This window comes from Marivita hallyeonensis (genome assembly GCF_900129875.1).
In the GTDB taxonomy this organism is placed as follows: Bacteria; Pseudomonadota; Alphaproteobacteria; order Rhodobacterales; family Rhodobacteraceae; genus Marivita; species Marivita hallyeonensis.
On record NZ_FQXC01000003.1, the window covers coordinates 389,016 to 405,584 of the forward strand.

General features: G+C 60.3%; 16 protein-coding genes. 9 read left to right on the forward strand and 7 right to left on the reverse strand.

Features of this window, described 5'->3' with window-relative positions; all coding sequences use genetic code 11:
• The first annotated feature begins 22 nt into the window (after positions 1-22).
• From BUA42_RS11300 to urtE, 6 genes are all read left to right on the forward strand, one after another.
• Positions 23-481 carry a hypothetical protein gene (locus BUA42_RS11300; RefSeq protein WP_143152678.1) on the forward strand — a complete coding sequence of 153 codons (459 nt, stop codon included), beginning with the start codon at positions 23-25 and terminating at the stop codon, positions 479-481.
• Positions 482-785: 304 nt separating this feature from the next.
• Positions 786-2,066: an urea ABC transporter substrate-binding protein gene (gene urtA, locus BUA42_RS11305; protein WP_425435035.1), complete on the forward strand. Its 1,281-nt coding sequence runs from the start codon at positions 786-788 to the stop codon at positions 2,064-2,066.
• A gap of 93 nt (positions 2,067-2,159) precedes the next feature.
• A complete protein-coding gene (urtB, locus tag BUA42_RS11310) occupies positions 2,160-4,118 on the forward strand; it encodes an urea ABC transporter permease subunit UrtB (RefSeq protein WP_072777902.1) in 1,959 nt (652 codons plus the stop codon).
• Between the two features lie 102 nt (positions 4,119-4,220).
• Complete coding sequence (gene urtC / locus BUA42_RS11315) at positions 4,221-5,477, forward strand: urea ABC transporter permease subunit UrtC (RefSeq protein ID WP_072777904.1); 1,257 nt, start codon at positions 4,221-4,223, stop codon at positions 5,475-5,477.
• On the forward strand, positions 5,474-6,214 hold the full coding sequence (gene urtD / locus BUA42_RS11320; protein ID WP_072777906.1) for an urea ABC transporter ATP-binding protein UrtD: 741 nt from the start codon (positions 5,474-5,476) through the stop codon (positions 6,212-6,214). The genes urtC and urtD overlap by 4 nt, the downstream gene beginning before the upstream one ends.
• A gap of 1 nt (position 6,215) precedes the next feature.
• A complete protein-coding gene (urtE, locus tag BUA42_RS11325; RefSeq protein ID WP_143152694.1) occupies positions 6,216-6,911 on the forward strand; it encodes an urea ABC transporter ATP-binding subunit UrtE in 696 nt (231 codons plus the stop codon).
• A gap of 3 nt (positions 6,912-6,914) precedes the next feature.
• On the opposite strand, the gene BUA42_RS21445 is transcribed toward urtE, so the two are convergent.
• Entirely contained in the window at positions 6,915-7,040 is a 126-nt protein-coding gene (locus BUA42_RS21445; protein ID WP_281249785.1) for a hypothetical protein, read from the reverse strand.
• On the opposite strand from BUA42_RS21445, the gene BUA42_RS11330 reads away from it, so the two are divergent.
• A complete protein-coding gene (locus BUA42_RS11330) occupies positions 7,039-7,446 on the forward strand; it encodes a (R)-mandelonitrile lyase (protein WP_072777910.1) in 408 nt (135 codons plus the stop codon). The genes BUA42_RS21445 and BUA42_RS11330 overlap by 2 nt on opposite strands.
• Positions 7,447-7,529: 83 nt before the next feature.
• Here BUA42_RS11330 and BUA42_RS11335 read toward each other — a convergent pair whose 3' ends face one another.
• The 6 genes from BUA42_RS11335 to cuyA all read right to left on the reverse strand — a co-directional run bounded on the left by BUA42_RS11335 (position 7,530) and on the right by cuyA (position 14,237).
• The gene (locus BUA42_RS11335; RefSeq protein WP_072777912.1) at positions 7,530-9,116 is read right to left on the reverse strand and encodes an ABC transporter permease; all 1,587 of its coding nucleotides are present in this window, start codon (positions 9,114-9,116) and stop codon (positions 7,530-7,532) included.
• Positions 9,109-10,146 carry a quaternary amine ABC transporter ATP-binding protein gene (locus tag BUA42_RS11340; protein ID WP_072777914.1) on the reverse strand — a complete coding sequence of 346 codons (1,038 nt, stop codon included), beginning with the start codon at positions 10,144-10,146 and terminating at the stop codon, positions 9,109-9,111. Before BUA42_RS11340 ends, BUA42_RS11335 begins: the two co-directional genes overlap by 8 nt.
• Positions 10,147-10,246: 100 nt before the next feature.
• Positions 10,247-11,209 (reverse strand): ABC transporter substrate-binding protein, encoded by a 963-nt coding sequence (locus tag BUA42_RS11345; protein ID WP_072777916.1) that lies wholly within the window; start codon positions 11,207-11,209, stop codon positions 10,247-10,249.
• 37 nt (positions 11,210-11,246) lie between these two features.
• On the reverse strand, positions 11,247-11,990 hold the full coding sequence (gene cuyB / locus BUA42_RS11350; RefSeq protein WP_178346898.1) for a cysteate racemase: 744 nt from the start codon (positions 11,988-11,990) through the stop codon (positions 11,247-11,249).
• On the reverse strand, positions 11,990-13,192 hold the full coding sequence (locus BUA42_RS11355; RefSeq protein WP_072777918.1) for a DegT/DnrJ/EryC1/StrS family aminotransferase: 1,203 nt from the start codon (positions 13,190-13,192) through the stop codon (positions 11,990-11,992). Before BUA42_RS11355 ends, cuyB begins: the two co-directional genes overlap by 1 nt.
• Positions 13,193-13,199: 7 nt before the next feature.
• Positions 13,200-14,237, reverse strand: coding sequence for a D-cysteate sulfo-lyase (gene cuyA / locus BUA42_RS11360; RefSeq protein ID WP_072777919.1), 1,038 nt, complete (start codon positions 14,235-14,237; stop codon positions 13,200-13,202).
• 105 nt (positions 14,238-14,342) lie between these two features.
• Between cuyA and BUA42_RS20950 the strand changes: the two genes are divergently transcribed.
• Together BUA42_RS20950 and BUA42_RS11370 are read left to right on the forward strand one after the other, a co-directional pair.
• Entirely contained in the window at positions 14,343-15,236 is an 894-nt protein-coding gene (locus BUA42_RS20950; RefSeq protein ID WP_072777920.1) for a LysR substrate-binding domain-containing protein, read from the forward strand.
• 147 nt (positions 15,237-15,383) lie between these two features.
• The gene (locus BUA42_RS11370; protein WP_072777921.1) at positions 15,384-16,556 is read left to right on the forward strand and encodes an AI-2E family transporter; all 1,173 of its coding nucleotides are present in this window, start codon (positions 15,384-15,386) and stop codon (positions 16,554-16,556) included.
• Positions 16,557-16,569: the final 13 nt, after the last annotated feature.

The following is a 16,569-nucleotide window of genomic DNA, read 5'->3' on the forward strand; positions in this document are numbered from 1 at the left end:
ACACGCTCAAAATATGGGCGTTATGAAAACATTCATGACGGGGGCGGTCTTGGCGGGGATGTGGACATCTTCAGCCACGGCAAAAGACGATCTGGTGACCCATGTCTCACAATGCGTGGGACGCATGTCGGCGCAGATCGAACATCAATGGCTCTTCCAGGACAGTCCGACCGACATGATGGAGACGCAACGCGCGCACCTTATTGATGTTCTGCAAGCGCTCACCACGTCTGCGAATGCATCGAAGGTTCTGTCCGGCCGGATCGATGCGAAGATGGCGCATGCAACGCTTCTTACCAAAGCCGCTTTCGGGCGCGATGAGCGTTCTGCGCGATGGGCCAAACAAAGAGCGCTTCAAGCGATCCAGAACTGCGGAGATTTGGTCTTTGCGCCGGATGCACCGGGTCGGAACGTGACGCAAGACTCACCCGAGATGCCCGTTGCGACCGTGACTCAAGACACCTGGAAGACGTCTCAATAGCCGCCACACCCCACCAACATCGCCCAAAAAACGGACAAACGCGCGCTTTGCGTCCAAAAAACAGGCGTTCCAGTCCGTTACCGCGCATTGCGAAGGCGGAGTCTGTTTCTGCGGGAACATTCGCCTGCGTAGAAATCAGCGACTGATGACGACCGTCAGTTAATAGCGTGCGACGAGGCTGGCCGTTCAATTCCAAGCCTCACCGCACTCCGCAACAGAATTGCGTCTGCGGTATCTGGGGGCCAAATCTGCTCTTGGCAAGCGCCGCGTCGCAAAACGTATGAAGGACGTTTGCATAATGTCGATGAAATTCCTCAGCACCACGGCGGCAGCCGCGCTTGCTTTCTCTACGCTGCCCGCCTTTGCGCAGGACGCCAGCTGCCCGATCAAAGTGGGTGTTCTGCACTCTTTGTCGGGCACAATGGCCATCTCCGAGACGACGCTCAAAGACACGATGGAAATGTTGATCGATCAGCAGAACGAAGCTGGCGGTCTGCTTGGGTGTGAGATCGAAGCGGTTGTCGTGGACCCCGCGTCCGACTGGCCGCTTTTCGCGGAGAAGGCACGCGAGCTTCTGACCGTTCAGGAAGTCGACGTGATTTTCGGGTCCTGGACATCGGTCAGCCGCAAATCGGCCCTGCCGGTTCTCGAAGAGCTGAACGGTCTGATGTTCTATCCCGTGCAGTACGAAGGTGAAGAAAGCTCCAAGAACGTGTTCTATACCGGCGCCGCGCCGAACCAGCAGGCGATCCCGGCGACGGATTACTTCCTCGAAGAACTGGGCGTTGAGAAATTCGCGCTTCTGGGTACGGACTATGTCTACCCGCGGACGACGAACAACATCCTTGAAAGCTATCTCAAGGACAAAGGCATCGCCGAAGAAGATATCTTCGTGAACTACACGCCGTTTGGCCATTCGGACTGGTCCAAGATCGTGTCCGACGTCGTGGCGCTTGGTGCCGATGGCAAGAAAGTGGGCGTGATCTCGACCATCAACGGTGACGCGAATATCGGTTTCTACAAGGAACTGGCGGCGGCGGGCATTTCGGCCGACGACATTCCGGTTGTCGCGTTCTCAGTGGGTGAAGAAGAGCTCTCCGGCCTTGATACCACAAACCTCGTCGGCCACCTCGCTGCGTGGAACTACTTCCAGTCCGCCGACACCGAAGCGAACGAAGGATGGGTCACGGCATGGAAGGCCCGTATGGGTGAGGACCGCGTGACCAATGACCCGATGGAAGCCCATTACATTGGCTTCAACATGTGGGTGAACGCGGTGACTGAAGCTGGCACCACCGATGTCGATGCCGTGCGCGAGGCAATGTACGGCCAGGAATTCCCGAACCTGACGGGCGGAACTGCGGTCATGCTGCCGAACCATCACCTGACCAAGCCGGTGCTGATCGGCGAGATCCAGGAAGACGGTCAGTTTGACATCATTAGCCAGACCGAGCCGGTGCCCGGCGATGCCTGGACCGATTTCCTGCCGGAATCGGCCGTATTGGTCTCTGATTGGCAGGAACTGGGTTGCGGTATGTACAACACCGAAACCTCGACCTGCGTGCAGATCAAGTCGAACTACTGATTGATCAACCGGTGCGTGGGAAACCACGCACCGAACCCCTCCCCTTGATATAGGGTGTGTGCCCGCACGCACCGAGAGATCGGATCTGCCCTGATGCTGCGTATCGCTGCCTTTCTTGTCGCTTGCCTGACATGGATGACACCTGCCTCCGCGCAGCAGGCCGACGCGCCGATCCAGCAACTTCTTCAAACGCATAGCGAAATCCTTCTCAAAAGTTCGCGCCGCACCATTGGCCCTGCCGTCGATGCGCTGGCCAATTCCGGTCTGCCGGAAGCACAGACGGTGCTTGAGCGCTGGCAGAACAAGGAAATGTGGGTCGATGAGGACAGCGGCTTGTTCGTCTACGCTGAAGAGGTGGACCGTGACACACTTCGGATATTCGACTTCGCCGATGGGTCGGAGATCGGTGTTGTCCCGGACGACGGATTTGATCAGCTGAAACCCAATTCCGGCATCCGCGGGATGATCGGAACTGCCCTCGTACAGTTCCAGTTAAGCGATCCCGATCCGGCCAATCGCGCCACTGCGCTGGATGCGATCGAACGCGGGGCCGAGGAAAGCCATCTTGCGGCGCTGAGGGCCAGCATCCCGACAGAGCAAGATGAGGCTCTGTTACAGCGCAAAATGCGTCTCGAACGTCTTCTGACCATCCGCTATGGCCAGACCGACGCGGAGCGTATTGAAGCGATCCAGCATTTTGACGGTGATCTAGGCGTCGACGTGCGCGCCGCGCTGAACCCGCTTTTGGCGGTGCGCGTGGAAGCCGCCGAGGCCTTGCCCGAAGACCCGGACATCGGGCGCGTCTTGCAGCCCGGATCGGAAGCGCTCTCGCGCGATGACGCCTATGCGCTGCTGGTCAGCGCCGATCTGGCGCAACCGCGCATCAGCCGCGCGGACAAGCGCGCGGCTCTGGTCGCGAATATCGACGGCGGTCAGGTTGCCGGTGTTCAGGTCGCGACGCTTGACACCGAAGCGGCGCGTGACATGGCCTACGCGGCTCTTGCCGAGCAGGGTGTTGTCGAAGCGGTTGCGACCGAGGCCGAGGTGGACGAGCGCGTTGCCAATCACGTTTTCTTCGAACGGTTCATCGGCGCTCCGCCAGAAGTGGTCGTCGCTGCGCAACTGGCGCTCGCGAGCATCGAGAACAAGGTTGCGCTCAATCAGGCCGTCGACCTGTCGCTTGATGCGCTGTCACTTGCGTCGATCTATTTCCTTGCCGCCATCGGCCTTGCCATCACTTTTGGCGTGATGGGTGTCATCAACATGGCGCATGGCGAGTTCATCATGATGGGGGCGTACACGGGCTATGTCGTGCAGCTCTTCATCCCTGACTACACGCTGTCGATCCTCGTCGCGATCCCGCTTGCCTTCATGGTCACGTTCGGGGCCGGTGTAACGATGGAGCGGCTGGTGATCCGCTGGCTCTATCATCGGCCATTGGAAACCTTGCTTGCCACCTTCGGCATCTCCATCGCGCTTCAGCAGATTGCCAAGAACATCTTCGGCACGCAGGCCCGGCCTCTGACTGCGCCAGGCTGGCTCGACGGATCGTTGGTGATCAACGACATCGTGTCGATCAGCTATATCCGGATCGCCATCTTCGTCTTGGCCCTTCTGTTCCTGGCGCTGTTCCTCTTCGTGATGAACCGCACCCGGCTTGGGCTCGAGGTGCGCGCGGTGACACAGAACCCGCGTATGGCGGCGTCGATGGGGATCAATCCCGACAAGATCAACATGCTGACCTTCGGTTTCGGCTCGGGCATCGCGGGGATCGCCGGGGTGGCGATTGGCCTTTACGCCAAGGTTACCTCGGAGATGGGCAGCGATTACATCGTGCAAAGCTTCATGACAGTGGTCGTCGGCGGGGTCGGCAACATCTGGGGCACGCTTCTGGGTGCCACGATGGTCGGCTTCCTGCAGAAAGGCATCGAGTGGCTGAATCCGTCGAACACCCTGGCGGCACAGACCTACATGATCCTGTTCATCATCCTCTTCATTCAATTCCGGCCCAAGGGCATCATTGCCCTCAAAGGCCGGGCGGCGGAGGCGTGATGATAAATTTTTGCGCTGCCTGCGGCATCGCCGCATGCGAGGGGCTCTGCCCCTCGCGCTCCCCGAGGTATTTTCGAAACAGAGAAGCAGGGGGACGGCTACATGAGTGACGTCGCACTTGGGTCTGCACGAAGACCTTTTGCATTGCGCTTTCCGTCGGTCCTCGTGTTTCTGGCAATCCTGTCGATCTTTACCGTTGTGGTGACCGTCCTGTCCGAAGGGTTCGGGGTCGGTGTGATTTCGACGAGTTTCGTGAAGACCCTTGGCAAGACGCTGTGCCTGTGTCTGGTCGCTTTGGCGATGGACCTGGTCTGGGGCTATTGCGGGATCCTGTCGCTGGGGCACATGGCGTTCTTTGGCCTCGGCGGCTACGCGATCGGCATGTGGCTCATGTACGCGCGGACCGAGATCATCGTGCTCGAAAGCCTCGCGGCGGCGGAACTGCCTCCCACACCGGAAGAGGTGTCGGACGGGATCGCCACGCAGATCTTCGGCGTAGTCGGCGCGTCCGAGTTTCCGCCGATCTGGGCCTTTGCGCACTCCCTGCCGTTGCAGCTGGCAGCGGTGGTGGTGGTGCCCGGGCTGCTGGCGCTGGTGTTCGGGTGGCTCGCCTTCCGGTCTCGCGTAACCGGCGTCTACCTGTCGATCCTGACCCAAGCCATGACGCTCGCCCTGTCGCTGCACCTGTTCCAGAACGACAGCGGGTTGCGCGGGAATAACGGGCTTTCCGGGCTGCAAAACCTTCCCGGTTTAAGCGACGTCCCGCAATCCATCGTGTCGATGTGGTTCTTCTGGGCCTCGGCGCTGGCGCTTGGGCTGGGCTACATCCTCTGCGCCTGGGTTGTGTCGGGCAAGTTCGGATCCGTTATCCGGGCGATCCGGGACGACGAGGCGCGCGTGCGGTTCCTGGGCTACCCGGTCGAGGCGTTCAAGCTGGTGATCTTCACGCTCACTGCCGTGATCGCGGGCATCGCGGGCGCGCTCTACTATCCGCAGGCGGGCATCGTGAACCCGGCCGAGATCGCGCCCATCGCGTCGATCTACCTGGCGGTTTGGGTTGCCATCGGCGGGCGCGGCAGGCTCTATGGTGCCGTGATCGGCGCGGCGTTTGTGTCGCTTCTTTCCACATGGTTCACCGGCGGGCAGGCGCCCGACATCAACCTTGGGTTCTACACCATCCAGTGGGTCGATTGGTGGATCGTGATCCTGGGCTTGTCCTTTGTCGCTGTGACGCTCTTTGCGCCGAAGGGCATTGGCGGGCTGGTCGACGTTTTCATCGACCGCAAGAGCCCGGACCGCCACGGTGCGGACCTTGGTCCTGATCAGGGTGCGTTGCGCGAACAGGAGGCCGAGAAATGAGCACGCTTTTGGAAGTCTCTGGCGTGTCCGTGTCCTTCGACGGGTTCAAGGCGATCAACAACCTGTCCTTCCAGATCGCCGACGCAGAGCTGCGCGCGGTGATCGGGCCGAATGGGGCGGGCAAGACGACGTTCATGGACATCATCACCGGGAAGACGAAACCGGATGAGGGGCGGGTCGTGTACGGCGACAGGGGAGACAGTCTGCTCAAGATGTCGGAAAGCAAGATCGCGCAGGCGGGGGTCGGGCGGAAATTCCAGCGGCCCACCGTGTTCGAAGACCAGAGCGTTTTTGACAACCTGATGATGGCACTGAAAAAGACGCGCGGGCCTTTGGCGGTGCTCTTCTTCAAACCCTCGTCCGAGGATGAAGACAAAGTGGCGAAGCTGGCCGCAGAGATCGGTCTCTCCGGCGCGTTGCATCGCAAATCGGGCGAGTTGAGCCATGGGCAAAAGCAGTGGCTTGAGATCGGGATGCTTCTTGCGCAGGACCCGCGCCTTTTGCTGGTGGACGAACCAGCGGCGGGCATGACCCCGGCGGAACGTGAACACACGACGGACATCCTGCGGGAAGCGGCGAAGACGCGGGCGGTCGTGGTGGTCGAACACGACATGGAATTCGTGCGACGCTTGAATTGCAAGGTCACTGTCCTGCACGAAGGCTCGGTTTTGGCCGAAGGTTCGCTCGACCACGTCACGAAGAACGAACAGGTGATCGAGGTGTATCTTGGCCGATGACATTCTGATAACCTCCGGTCTGACCTTGCACTATGGCGGGTCGCAGATCCTCAACGGCATCGACATGGCGGCCCGCAAGGGTGAGATCACCTGCGTGATGGGCACCAATGGCGTCGGCAAAACGTCTCTGCTCAAGGCGATTTCCGGCACGCATGCGTTTTCTGGGGGGTCGCTGACCCTGAATGGCGAGGAGATCACCTCGACCACCGCACATGCGATGGCGCAGAAAGGGGTCGGTTACGTCCCCCAAGGGCGGGACATCTTCCCCCTGCTGACCGTACGCGAGAACATGGAGACAGCGTTTGCCTGCCTGCCGAAGTCGGAACATGTCATCCCCGACCACATCTTCGAGCTATTTCCGATTTTGAAGGACTTCCTCAACCGACGTGGCGGAGATTTGTCGGGTGGTCAGCAACAACAGCTTGCCATCGCCCGCGCGCTCATCACCAAGCCGAAGCTTCTGCTGCTGGACGAGCCGACCGAGGGCATCCAGCCCAACATCATCCAGCAGATTGGTCGCGTCATCTCGCTTTTGCGGGAACAGGCGGAGATGGCGATCGTGCTCGTGGAACAGTATTTCAGCTTTGCCTACGACCTCGGGGACCGCTTCTACGTCCTCGAGCGCGGTGCGGTGAAGATGAACGGCGCAAAGGCAGATTTGAATCGGGAAGAATTGCTTGCCGGAGTGTCGGTGTAGGCGTCACATCTGGCTCAGCGGCACCCAGCATTTCGTTGACACGGGCCTGTCGGATGGCGTCTCGATAGTGGCGTTGGCTGCAAGATCGCCTTCGCACTTCAGGACCGAAATCTGAAAGGACACCGCCATGTTGATCCACCGCGCCGGGGACCGGCCTTCGCAAACGCCAAGCAATGACTATTTTACCGGAACCGTTCGGTTCGATCCGGTCGTGTCGGCCGACGATCCGTCTCCGGTCAAGATCCTGTCGGTCACATTCGAGCCGGGTGCGCGCACGGCCTGGCACACCCATCCCGCGGGTCAGACCCTCTATGTGGTGTCAGGTCTTGGGCTGGCAGGATCCGAGGGGAAGTCGGTGCAGACCCTGCACCCGGGCGACACGGTCTGGTTCGCTCCGGGAGAGCGACACTGGCATGGCGCGTCGCCGGGCAGTGCGATGACGCATCTTGCGGTGCAGACCTCCGTCGACGGCAAGACCGCCGATTGGATGAAGCATGTCACGGATGAGGAATACAACGCCCCTCGCGCCAAATGAAACTCGGCGGCGCGGCCTTTGAGGCCGCGCGCTTCATGTGTCAAACCACCGCCGAAAAGAAGATAGGTAGAGGAACCCTCTACCTACTTCTGATCTGCCCGCTTGAACGCACCCTGCACGATGCGGTCCATGACCATGGCGAGGAACAGGATGGCGAAGCCGCCCAACAGGCCCGGTCCTTTGGCTGCGAACTGAAGCGCTTCAAGGATTTCCTGACCCAGACCTCCACCGCCGATGAGCGAGATGATCACAACCATCGACAGGCACATCAGGATCGTCTGGTTCACGCCGGTCATGATGGACGGCAGGGCCAGTGGTATCTCCACATCCTTCAAAAGCTGCCACTTGGACGCGCCAAAGGCGACGGCGGCTTCCTTGATGCTTTCGGGCACACCCTTCATCCCCAACGCGGTCAGGCGGATCACCGGAGGCATGCCGAAGATGATCGTGGCGAGGATGCCCGGTGGGTTGCCCGTGCCGAAGAAGGCGATGATTGGGATCAGGTAGACGAAGGCGGGTAGCGTCTGCATCAGATCGAGCACGGGTTCGGCCATGCGGTACGCGCGTTGCGATTTGCCGAACCAGATGCCCAGCGGGATGCCGATGACGACGCAGAGAAGCACCGCCGCGCCGACAAGTGCGACCGTCTCCATGGCCAGCGCCCAGTAGCCGAGCAGTGCGGTATAGGCCATCGCCGCCACGGTGAAGATGGCCACGCGCGGCCCGGCTGCACGGTAGGCGGTGACAGCGATGACAAGCATCACCACGGGCCACGGCGACCCGTTCAGCGCAAGGGTCAGGCCGTCCAGAACCGTCCGCACGCCAGCGACGATGCCGTCGAACACGTCTCCACCAGCTGTGGCCGCGGCATCAATACGGGCTTCCATCCATGATGCGACCGCACCGAAGAGGGTGCCGTTGCCTTCGCCCAGCACCATCTCGGACACGCGTCTCTCGGGAAACTCGTCCAACAGCGCGAGCGAGTTGCTGACCGTAAACTTGTAGATGATGAGCGGCGCAATGGCGGCTGTCAGCACCACGCCGAGGACGAGGTTGGTGGTCGACCGCCCACTCTCGGTCCCGGTGGGATCAATCCTCCAGCGTGAGTATTGCTTTTCGTAGGCGACATTGGCGTAGACGCCCTGCGCGAGTTTGAAAAGCAACAGAAGGCCAAGCCCGAACAACAGGATACTCAGGCCCTCTGCCTGCGCCGCCTCTGCGCGTTCGAGGTTCTGGTCGATGGCCCGCTGCATGTTCCCCGCGAGCGTTTCGAACCGCTGCGCCTGTTCTTCGGTATCGGCGGCGGCGGCTTGATCGAGGCGCTCCTGCATACGCTCGCGCTGCTGTTCGGCGCGCTCAAGGAATTCGGCCCCCAGGTTGCCCCAGAGTCCGCGCCCGATCTGTACCCAGGCGATGATTTCCAGAATGAGGAACGACCAGAACATCCCCCAGACCGCCCGGGACGAGGCCCAAAGCGGGCCCAGCACGGCGGCCCAAAAGTTGAAGGTCTTCGGAACAAGGCCGGTGTTGTCATGGATCTTGTGGAACGCGTCGACATAGTAATCGCCGTTGGGTCCGGCGAACGACTTGATCGAGCTGTCCAAGACGTCGCGGTCGACCTCGATATCCGAGGCGGCGGTGACTTTCAGGTCTGCGGTTGCGTCACTCATCTTTGCCCCCTTGGATACCGCGCAGGAGGCGCGGTTTGGTCACGATGCCGATGTCGGTGTTGTTCTGCGTGATCACGACCGGCAGATCGGTCGTGACCGCAAGGTCGATCAACTGATCGAGGTCCGCGCCCTCATCCGCGCGCGGCGCACCGTCAAGCGATCCGGAGTGGCTTTCCATCGGCTCCATGATCGAATGCGCCTTGACCAACTTCAGTTTTGAGATGCCCTGAACGAACTCGCGCACGTAATCGTCCGCGGGGTTCATCACGATGTCTTCGGGCGTGCCGACCTGCACGATCACGCCGTCCTTCATGATCGCGATGCGATGGCCGATCCGGATGGCTTCGTCGAGGTCGTGTGTGATGAACAGAGTCGTCTTCTTGAGCTGCGCCACAAGCGCCTTGAACTGGTCCTGCAACTGCAGGCGAATGAGAGGGTCGAGCGCCGAGAAGGGTTCGTCCATCAAAAGGATCTCTGGGTCGGACGCCAAAGCGCGCGCGATACCGACACGTTGCTGCATCCCGCCCGACAGTTCGCGCGGAAGACGGTCCTCATACCCTGTCAGGTCGACTAGCCCCAACGCATGGTCTGAGATCGCCCAGCGTTTGGACTTGGGGACCTTCCGGATCTCCAGCGGATAGGCCACGTTGTCCCGCACCGACCGATGCGGCAATAGCGCCATGTGCTGAAAGACCATCCCGATCTGCTGCGCGCGAATGCGGCGCAGTTCGTTGGCCGAGATGGCAGAGACATCCTGTCCCAGAATTTCGATCTTGCCCGCGGTCGGTTCGATCAGCCGGTTGACGTGTCGCACAAGCGTCGACTTGCCGGACCCAGACAGCCCCATGATGCAGAAGATCTCGCCGCGCGAAACCTCAAAGCTGGCGTCCTGAACACCGACAACGCACCCGAACCGTTCCAGCACTTGTGGCTTGGTCAGACCTTCGTTGAGCACAGCTTTCATGGCGTCATCGCTGCGCTCGCCGAAGATTTTCCAGACGTTTTCTAATTTTACGACAGGGCCGTCCACTGGCCTCTCCTTCTCAAACCACGGGTCGTCGATCTGCCATCAGAGGTGGCAGGTGGAAAAAGGGCCGCTGCGTTTCGGCAGCGGCCCGGTTTTGAGAGGCTTAGTTAGTCAGCCACTGGATGACAGTGTCTTCGTTCTCTGCAACCCACTGCCGCGCGAAGTCGGCGGCTTCGACGCCGTCCACGGCAAGGGCTTTGCCCATCGCGCTCAGGTCGTCGCCCTGCATCTGGTAGTTGCGGAACAGCGCCGCGACTTCCGGATAGGACTCTTCGAGTTCCTTGGCATAGTGCAGGTGAAGCGTGGCGCCGTTCCATGCGGTGGACGCTTCGGACTTTTCAAGCCAATCGGGATCGTCTGTCGGCTGAACGATGGTCCAGGTCGCCGGGTCATGCGCCGGCTCTTCGAGCACGTACAGATCCTGCGTCACGAAGATGTAGTGCGGGCTGTAGCAGAAACCGATCCACGGCTCGCCGGCTGTTGCCGCGTTGGCGAGGTTGGCGTAAGCGATGGTCTCTTCGTACTCGGTCAGTTCGAACATCTGGTCATAGCCATAGGACTTGGCCCGGATCTTTTCGACCACGGTCGAGGCCCAACCCGGTGCGCCGATCCACACCTCTGGCGTTCCATTGCCGTCGGTGTCGAAGATGGCGATCTTGTCCGGGTCGCTCAGATCATCGATGTGCTTGATGTCATACTCTTCGGCAATTGCCGCGGGAACACACATGCCTTGCTCGGCCTGAACCGGGTTGGTGTTCATCACAACAGAGCCGTTCTCTTTGACGTACGTGTCGTGCAGGTTCTGCTGGTTCGGCATCCAGACTTCGGGGTGCACATGCATGGAGCCGCTGTCCATCGCTTCGAACACAATCGGGTTGGTGCCGTTCTGAAGTTCGACATCAAGACCCAGGTTGTCCTCGATCACCACTTCCAGAACATGCGCCGTCGCGTTGACGGAGGCCCAGTTCGGCACGCCGATCACGATGTCGGCCGCATGAGCAGAGGTCGCCGCGCCCATCGCCACGATGGCGGATGTCGTCAACGCTTTTGCTTTGGTCAGTTTCATTGGATTATCCTTTCCCTATTGGACTTCGTCCTTGTTATCAGAGAGCCGATGCTGCACGCAGCTCGCCTTCTCCGTTTGTCAGATCCGACGAATGCTCGTCAGACTTCGAAAACGCCACGGTTGCGCCCACAAGCACATCCAGCGCGTCAAACACCGGCACCTTAGCGTCGATTTCTTTCGCCAAAAGCGAAAACTCGGTGCAGCAGATACAGATCACTTCGGCCCCGTCATCCGCCATTTGAGCGGCAACATCCGTCAGTGTGTGTGCTGCGAATTCGGATGGTCCTTGCGCCTTAATGGACCGGATCGTTGCGAGAACGCGGCCAGTCTCCTTCGCATAGACAGGGGTTAGCCCTTCTTCGGCAAGTGCAGCCTCGAACACGCCGACCTGCTGCAACGCGGGTGAGCCCAGCAGTCCAACCTTGCCGCCGGGCGCAATCCGGGCAGCTTCGGCGCTGGCCAGGGCGACCATGTTGAGGAACGGCACATCGACCGCTGCAGACACCTGATCAGCGTAGTAATGCGCGGTGTTGCACGGCATCACGAGCGCTTCGGCCCCTGCCCCGACAAGACGTTGCGCCATATGCGCCAACACGGGTCCGGGGTCTTCGCCAGTCCCTTCGATAATCGCCTTGATGCGCGACGGCACCTGGGGATTGTTGTCGACCAACAGCGGCACATGATCCGCGTCGTCGCGCGCGGGAACCGCACTCACGACCTGCTGCATGAAATAAATGGTCGCCTCGGGACCCATGCCCCCCAGCACACCCACAGTCCGCATCAGGCCGCCCCTTTCTGCGTCACACGCCCCACCACATGCGCAATGATGTCCGCCACATGCGCGCAATCCTCAAGGCTGAAGGTTAGGGGAATGCGCATATCAAGCAGACCTGCCAAAATTGCATCCGTTTTGGGCAAGGTTTGTGCAGGCACGTAACGCCAGCTTTGATGGTTCGAGGTGAAACCGACGGGACTGTCCGCGCCGAACCACTTGAGTTCGACACCAAGCGCCTTTGCGCCATGAACGACCTGCTGCATCATTTCTGGCGTCGCATCGGGCATCAGGAACTGAAATGACGACCCGACATAGCGCTCTTCCTCGGGGCGGTGTGGAACATAAACGCTGTTCACGCCGCGCAGCCGATCCGCAATCAGGTCATGGCGCGCGTTCCAGCGGTCGATATTTGTCTCTAACTGGCTCAATTGGGTCAAAAGGATCGACGCCCGCAAATTGTCCATCCGGCCCGACATGTTGGGCGTGTCCAGCCGGATATCAGTGAACACTTCTGCCGGAGGCGCCGCGCCGTGGCGTTCGTACAGCATGTACGAACCGGACAGCATGATCGCCCGCGCAATGAATTCTGCGTCGTCCGAGGTCAGAAACCCGCCTTCCCCGCTGTTGAGATGCTTGTAAGTCTGGGTCGAGAAACAGCCAGCGATACCGAAACTGCCGGATTTCTTGCCGTTCCAACTCGCCCCCATGGTGTGGGCACAGTCCTCGATCAGCGGGACGCCATGTGTCTCTAACACACCGCAAAGCGCATCCATGTCACAGAGATGCCCGCGCATGTTGGATAGAAGCATCGCTTTGGGTGCGACCGCTTTGATCTTTGCCTCAAGGTCGTCGAGGTCGAGCACCAGATCGGCCGTGATTTCCACCAGCACCGCTTCTGCACCGACGCCCGCAATTGCGCCCGGCACGGGGGCCAACGTGAACCCGTTGGTCAGGACGCGGTCCCCTGCCCCAATGCCCAAAGCCCGCAACGCTGTCTGCATCGCATACCCGCCCGACGTGCAGGCCAAGCAGTACTTCGAGCCCTGATAAGCCGCATAGGCTTTCTCGAGCTCTGCCGCCGCGCCCAACTCATCACCCACGGTGTTGTAGCGGTGCAGCCGCCCGCTCCGCATCACCTCGACAGCCGCCGAGATGGCGTCTTCGGGGATCGGCTCCTGCTGGGTAAAGCTTCCGGTGAACGGCTGCACGGTTGACTTACTCCGCTGCAACCGCCGAGGCAGGCGCAGGCGCGTCGTAGTCGAACGCGGCCGTATAACCAAAGAGCGCAACGCCACCGCCAGTGTGCAGGAACACGATGTTCTCATCCCCTGCAAATGCACCTTTGCGCACCTGATCAATCAGCCCCGCCGCCCCTTTGCCGGAATAGACCGGATCAAGCAGGATCCCTTCCAAACGCGCGAACATTTCGATCGCGGCCAAACCGTCCTTGGTCGGAATACCGTAGCCCTCGCCCACGTAGTCCGTGTTCGCCACCACGTCTTCCCGCTGCACAACGCCCGGGCAACCCAGCTTTTCCGCTGTTTTCACAGCAAGGTTGAACACGTTCTCTTCCTGCTTGGGCTTCGGCGCCCGCACACCGATCCCAAGCAAGGGAATATTCGCGTTGATCGCCTTGAGCCCGACTATCAGGCCTGCCTGCGTACCGGCACTGCCGGTCGCGTGCACAATACGGTCGATCCGCAAGCCCATGTTGTTGGCCTGTGTGACCAGTTCCATCGCCGCATTGGCGTATCCCAGAGCGCCGGTCGGGTTCGATCCACCGCCGGGGATAGTGTACACATTCCGGCCCTCGGCGCGGAACCGCTCTGCCACGGTTTCCATCTCTGCATTCATATCAAGGCCGCTGCCGGGGCGCTTTTCGGCGGTCGCGCCGTGCAGGAAATCGAGGAACACGTTGCCGTTCAGATTGTAGTTCGGATCGTTCGACCCCGTGCGGTCTTCGAGAAGGATGTGGCAGTCCATGCCAAGCTTCGCTGCGCAGGCGGCTGTCTGGCGCGCATGGTTCGACTGCGTCGCGCCCTGTGTGATGACCAGATCGGCCCCCTGCTCAACCGCTTCGGCCATCAGGAATTCGAGCTTGCGGGTCTTGTTACCTCCCGTCGACATCCCGGTGCAGTCGTCGCGCTTGATCCAGATGCGCGGTCCGCCGAGTTCGGCGGAGAGGCGATCCATCGGCTCCAGCGCGGTCGGCAGATGGGCAAGGTTTACGCGAGGGAATCGGGAGAAGTGCATCAGACATCCTTTCCAAGAAGTTGGCGTATCAGTTGTGCATGTTCCAGCCGTCGTCAAATAGAAAAACCGGTGTTATTATGCGTCATCTGCATAAAGAGGCCTCTGATGCGCATAGACTGGATCGAAGATCTTGTTGCCCTGCTCGACAGCGGAGGCGTGGCGGACGCCGCCCGCCTTCGCAACATAACACAACCTGCCTTCTCACGCCGCATCCGCGTTCTGGAAGACGTGCTGGGGATCGAGCTGATCGACCGCAGTGTGAAACCCAGCGGCCCGTCCCGCGTGCTCCGCGACCGAGAGAGCGATCTGCGCAAACAGGCCGGAGACCTGCGCCGCCTTGTGTCCGAGATGCGTCAGGAGCAGACACTGGGTGTTCGACAGCTGGTCATCGCCAGCCAGCATGCCATCACGACGTCGCTGGGCACCCAGATCATCAACGCCGTCGCGAAACCAAGCCATACGCATATCCGTCTGCGCTCGGCCAACCGCGATGAATGCGAAACCCTGCTTATCAGCCGTCAGGCGGAAATCGCTCTGACTTACCGGATCAAGGCGGAACCGGCAGGAGAAGAGCAATCCTTCCTGGCGGAAGCCATCATCGGATCAGAGATGTTGATCCCGGTCTGCGCCACAGATCATGCCGAGGATTTGATGGCCCGATTTCGCGAAGGCACGCTTCGCATCATCGGCTATCCGGCGGATGTGTTTCTGGGCGCCGCCGTCACACGCCACGCGCTATCCAATCTGCGAGACCAATGCGAGATCAGTGTCATTGCCGAAACGGGCCTTTCGACGGCAGCGCTTCAACTCGCCCAGTCAGGCCTTGGCGTGGCATGGGTGCCGGAAGCGCTCGCCCAGCCGGCCCTGCAACGCGGAGAGCTGCGTCGCCTTGTGCCAGAACTCGGTGGCATCGACATGGATTTGGTCGCCCAACGCTGGGCCTCCACGCCGAACGTCGCAACCCTTGAGGCATGGACTCGCCTCACAACAGCGCTTTGACCAGAAACCTGGGTGAAAATCGAACTTCAGCCGCAACCGATCCGCCATCTGTCCACAAAAGGGCCATAAAGTGGGCTTTTGAACCTGATCAACCTATTGTAGCGTCAGAGGGTCTTGCCGTTCCCGAGATGGGCCAGCGAATAACTTATGCGAAAACACTCCGATCACGATCAGGAAAAACAGCGCGCGACATTCGACAATCAGCGTCTGCAGACGTGGTTTGTCGGGATCATTGCGTTTGCCGTCATCTTGTTCCTGTTGGTACAGGCGAAGTTTCTCCTGATTTCGCTCGCGATTGCGATCATGCTGTTCTCACTCACATCAGACGCGATCAGCTATTTTCAGCAACTCCGCATCGGCAGCGCGAAAGTGTCCATCTGGATTGCATCGACACTGGCGGTTTTGCTGATCGCAGCGATCCTGATTTCGGCCTCGGCCATCCTGCTGACGCAGGCCAACACGGTCGTGGTCACCATCCTGCAATACGCCGACCCGGCACAGCGCGCCGTGGCCGAGCTCTTCAGCTGGATGGGCGAAGACGTGGAAACCGCTGTTCTTGAATGGCTTCAGGGTATCCGGTTCGGACCGTACCTGACATCTATGGCTGGGCAGGCGGGGAACATTGCCTCGGGGGCCGTGCTGGTGACGCTGTTCGTGGGCTTCATGTTCCTGGAACGGATCTGGTTCTCGACCAAGCTCACGAGCCTCATGGGCGACAAGGAAAGCGCCGCGCGGGTCGAGCTGATCATTTCCTCGATCATTCACCGGGTGAACCGGTATCTGGTCGTGAAGGCGTTGATCAGCGTGCTGACCGGCGGTCTGGTCTATGCCGTGATGACGGTCTTCGGGCTCGAGCTTGCCTTTGCGATGGGTGTTTTGACCTTTGTGCTGAATTTCATTCCGAATGTCGGGTCGATCATTGCGACATTTGTCGTGGCCCTGGTGAGCTACGTTCAGACAGGCGATACGGTCATCGGTCTTTCGCTGCTGCTGATCGTCGGCGTCTTGCAGTTCGTGGTGGGCCAGGTGCTGGATCCTCTACTGCTGGGCAAGACGTTGCGCCTGTCGTCGTTCGGCATCATCGCATCCCTTGCTTTCTGGGCCGCTGTCTGGGGCATCGTCGGGATGTTCCTCGCGGTTCCGATCATGGTGTCCATCATGATCATCTGTTCGCACATTCGTGACCTCAGACCTTTGGCAATCCTTCTGTCCAGAGAAGGCTTTCCGGATCTCGAACTTGATTTGAACAACCCGCGGGTCGCACAGGATAAGAATGCCCCGGTCGATCTTGCCGCGCGTGCAAGAACGCCGTCAGAGTAGAGGCACCAAAACA